Genomic DNA, 2,714 nt, shown 5'->3' on the forward strand with positions numbered 1-2,714 from the left:
AAGACATCATGCCTCAAAACGTTTGCCGTTTCAGCTTCAATATCGCCGCATGGCAGGCCTCCTCCAGCAAAATCAGTACGCCGGAGCAATGGCAGGACTGGGCGCAGGGAAAACTCGATACCACCTCACTGCCGGAGTGCAAACCCGCGCTCTCCTTTTTGCCGCCTATGCAACGCCGCCGCTTGGGAAAAGCGGCGCGCTTGGTTTGTGATGCTGCATGGAATCTGGCCGACCAATATCCTGAAAGTGTACCGGTGTACGTTTCGCACGATGGCGAAAGCAACCGCAGCTTTGAATTGTGGCAAGAGCTTTTGAACACGCATACCGTCTCGCCGACCTCATTCGGCCTGTCCGTCCACAATGCAACGATTGGACAATGGTCGATGTTGCGCAAAGACATGAGCGAGCATACCGCATTGGCCGTTGCCGCCGATTCCTTTGAAACCGCGCTGACCGAGGCATTCGCGCTTTTGCAAGACGGCGCGCCATCCGTTTTAGTAATTGTCGCCGATGATCCTTTGTCTGAAGACTATCCCGTCTTGGCTACACGTGCGCCGTTTGCCTATGCATTGGCACTGGTCATCACCAAAGGCGAAGACTATACCTTAAGCTTGGAAACCACATCCGAAAGGCCGTCTGAAAACCCTAACGATACAACAGTCAAGCCCTATTGGAGCAGCTTGGAGTGTGTACGCTTCCTGCTTTCAGACGGCCGACAACATACGCAACACTATGCCGGTAGAAACTGGCACTGGCAGAAAAACGCATGAAGACTTTAGACTATTTCCGTCGCTTTTTTGCCACACTCTTCGGCTTCATCCTCTTCGGCGTTGCAGGCGTATTGTTCAAAATCGCACTTTTGCCCTATACGCTCAAATCGACCAAAGGCGACATCAAACGCCAACTTGAAGCAAGACGCATGATAGGCAGAGTTTGGCGTTTCTTTGTCGGCTACCTGCAATGGTCGGGCGTATTGAGCGTCCGTTTCAACGGCTTGGAAAAACTCGGCAGGCCCGGCCAGCTTATTCTTGCCAACCATCCCTCGCTTTTGGATGTCGTCTTGCTGATCAGCCATTATTCAGAGCCAAACGTACTGGTTAAAAAAGACCTGTTGCACAACCCCAGCATGAAAAGCCAGATTATCGCTTCCGGCTACATCCCCAACGACGAAAGCATGGAAATGCTGGAAGAAATCGATGCCGTGTTCAAAAGCGGGCAAAGTCTGCTGATTTTCCCCGAGGGCACGCGCACAGGTTGGGGCGGACAGGTTAAAATGCACCGAGGCGCCGTATCGCTCGGTTTGCGCAGCGCATCAGTCATCACGCCCGTGTGCATCAAGATGACGCCGCCCAATTTTAAAAAGGGGCAACCGTGGTACAAAATCCCGCCACAAAAAATTCATTATGAAATTACCGTCGGCGACGACATCCTGCCTGAAGAATGGCTGGCAGAAAAACCCCTGCCCATCGCCGCACGCCGTTTAAACGAATACCTGCAAGACTATTTCACAAGGAAAACCACATGAGCAATTTAGAAAACCAAATCAAACAATTAATCATCGACAGCTTGGGCTTGGAAGACATTACCGTTGCCGACATCGGCAGCGAAGATCCACTTTTCGGCGACGACGGCCTGGGCCTGGATTCGGTTGATGCATTGGAACTTGGTTTGGCCGTACAAAAAACCTTCGGCTTCCAGCTCGACGGTGAAAACGACAACCTGCGCGAAAACTTCGCCAACGTCAAAACTTTAGCCGAGTTCGTCAAGAGCCGCCAAGCATAAGGGAGAGACAAGATGACCGAACAAGAAGTACGCACCCTGCTGACCGATGCACTGGTTAACCTGTTTGAAATCGAACCGGAACGCATCAAACCCGAAACCAACCTCTACGAAGATTTGGAAATCGACAGCATCGACGCTATCGACCTTATCGACCACATCAAACGCGAAACCGGCCGCAAACTGCAAGCCGAAGACTTCCGCAACGTGCGTACCGTAGAAGACGTGGTTCAAGCGGTCTTGAAAGTACAACAAGATTCCTGATTTTACTTTGAATCAGCATATTTTCAGACGGCCTTACCCACCGGCAAGGTCGTCTGAATATCAATAAACAACCTAATCATCAATCTTTCTCACTTATCCATAATATACAACTAACACCATGAAAAAATTCATTTCCCTACTGCTCTTACTCCCCGCCTTGTCTGCGCACGCTGAAATTTCCCTCATCAAAAAAATGACACATGCCGAGTGTATGCAAGTCATTCGTGATTCATTGGATATGTATAACGATATGGAGTTTTGTGAAAAAAACACGAACGAGGAAACTCAACGTAACGGGATGCTGGCATGGAATATGGCTGGATTTGCCAACAGCAAATCAGCAATGGCCCCTATCTGCCCAACGGTCAAAAAAATGACCAAACAAGAGCAGACTGAAATGTTTTCCCGCTATCCTAAATCTCATGAACCCAAAGAGGTTGCAAAATTCTGCACCTCGGAAAACCGTAACCGCATCGCCAAGCTTTATCCAAAATACTATAAGCTGCTCGTAGAACATGAAGCCTTTGAAAAAAATAAGGAAGAAAACGAATAATCCAAGACACCATCGACCTTATTGACCACATCAAATGCGAAACCGGCCGCAAACTGCAACTGGCAAACCTGCTCAAAGAACAATGATATTAATTGACTTCTCTCTTACGAAACAAAAT

5 protein-coding genes are annotated in these 2,714 nt (G+C 49.0%); all 5 read left to right on the forward strand.

Annotated features, from left to right (window positions below; translation table 11 throughout):
* Positions 1 to 8: 8 nt before the first annotated feature.
* The 5 genes from ACTHUM_RS11280 (at position 9) to ACTHUM_RS11300 (ending at position 2,596) form a co-directional block, all read left to right on the forward strand.
* The gene (locus ACTHUM_RS11280) at positions 9 to 770 is read left to right on the forward strand and encodes a beta-ketoacyl synthase chain length factor (RefSeq protein WP_440402909.1); all 762 of its coding nucleotides are present in this window, start codon (positions 9 to 11) and stop codon (positions 768 to 770) included.
* Entirely contained in the window at positions 767 to 1,525 is a 759-nt protein-coding gene (locus ACTHUM_RS11285) for a lysophospholipid acyltransferase family protein (protein ID WP_107791846.1), read from the forward strand. The genes ACTHUM_RS11280 and ACTHUM_RS11285 overlap by 4 nt, the downstream gene beginning before the upstream one ends.
* The gene (locus ACTHUM_RS11290) at positions 1,522 to 1,782 is read left to right on the forward strand and encodes a phosphopantetheine-binding protein (protein ID WP_003680822.1); all 261 of its coding nucleotides are present in this window, start codon (positions 1,522 to 1,524) and stop codon (positions 1,780 to 1,782) included. Before ACTHUM_RS11285 ends, ACTHUM_RS11290 begins: the two co-directional genes overlap by 4 nt.
* Positions 1,783 to 1,794: 12 nt before the next feature.
* Complete coding sequence (locus tag ACTHUM_RS11295) at positions 1,795 to 2,043, forward strand: acyl carrier protein (RefSeq protein WP_003680823.1); 249 nt, start codon at positions 1,795 to 1,797, stop codon at positions 2,041 to 2,043.
* Positions 2,044 to 2,161: 118 nt separating this feature from the next.
* A complete protein-coding gene (locus tag ACTHUM_RS11300) occupies positions 2,162 to 2,596 on the forward strand; it encodes a hypothetical protein (protein WP_101755195.1) in 435 nt (144 codons plus the stop codon).
* Positions 2,597 to 2,714: the final 118 nt, after the last annotated feature.

The sequence above is a fragment of the Neisseria sp. P0021.S006 genome (assembly GCF_051956895.1).

Bases quoted from the DNA above. Each gene is read 5' to 3' on its own strand.
- ACTHUM_RS11280 (WP_440402909.1), top strand. From the start codon at position 9: ATGCCTCAAAACGTTTGCCGTTTCAGCTTCAATATCGCCGCATGGCAG.
- ACTHUM_RS11285 (WP_107791846.1), top strand. From the start codon at position 767: ATGAAGACTTTAGACTATTTCCGTCGCTTTTTTGCCACACTCTTCGGC.
- ACTHUM_RS11290 (WP_003680822.1), top strand. From the start codon at position 1,522: ATGAGCAATTTAGAAAACCAAATCAAACAATTAATCATCGACAGCTTG.
- ACTHUM_RS11295 (WP_003680823.1), top strand. From the start codon at position 1,795: ATGACCGAACAAGAAGTACGCACCCTGCTGACCGATGCACTGGTTAAC.
- ACTHUM_RS11300 (WP_101755195.1), top strand. From the start codon at position 2,162: ATGAAAAAATTCATTTCCCTACTGCTCTTACTCCCCGCCTTGTCTGCG.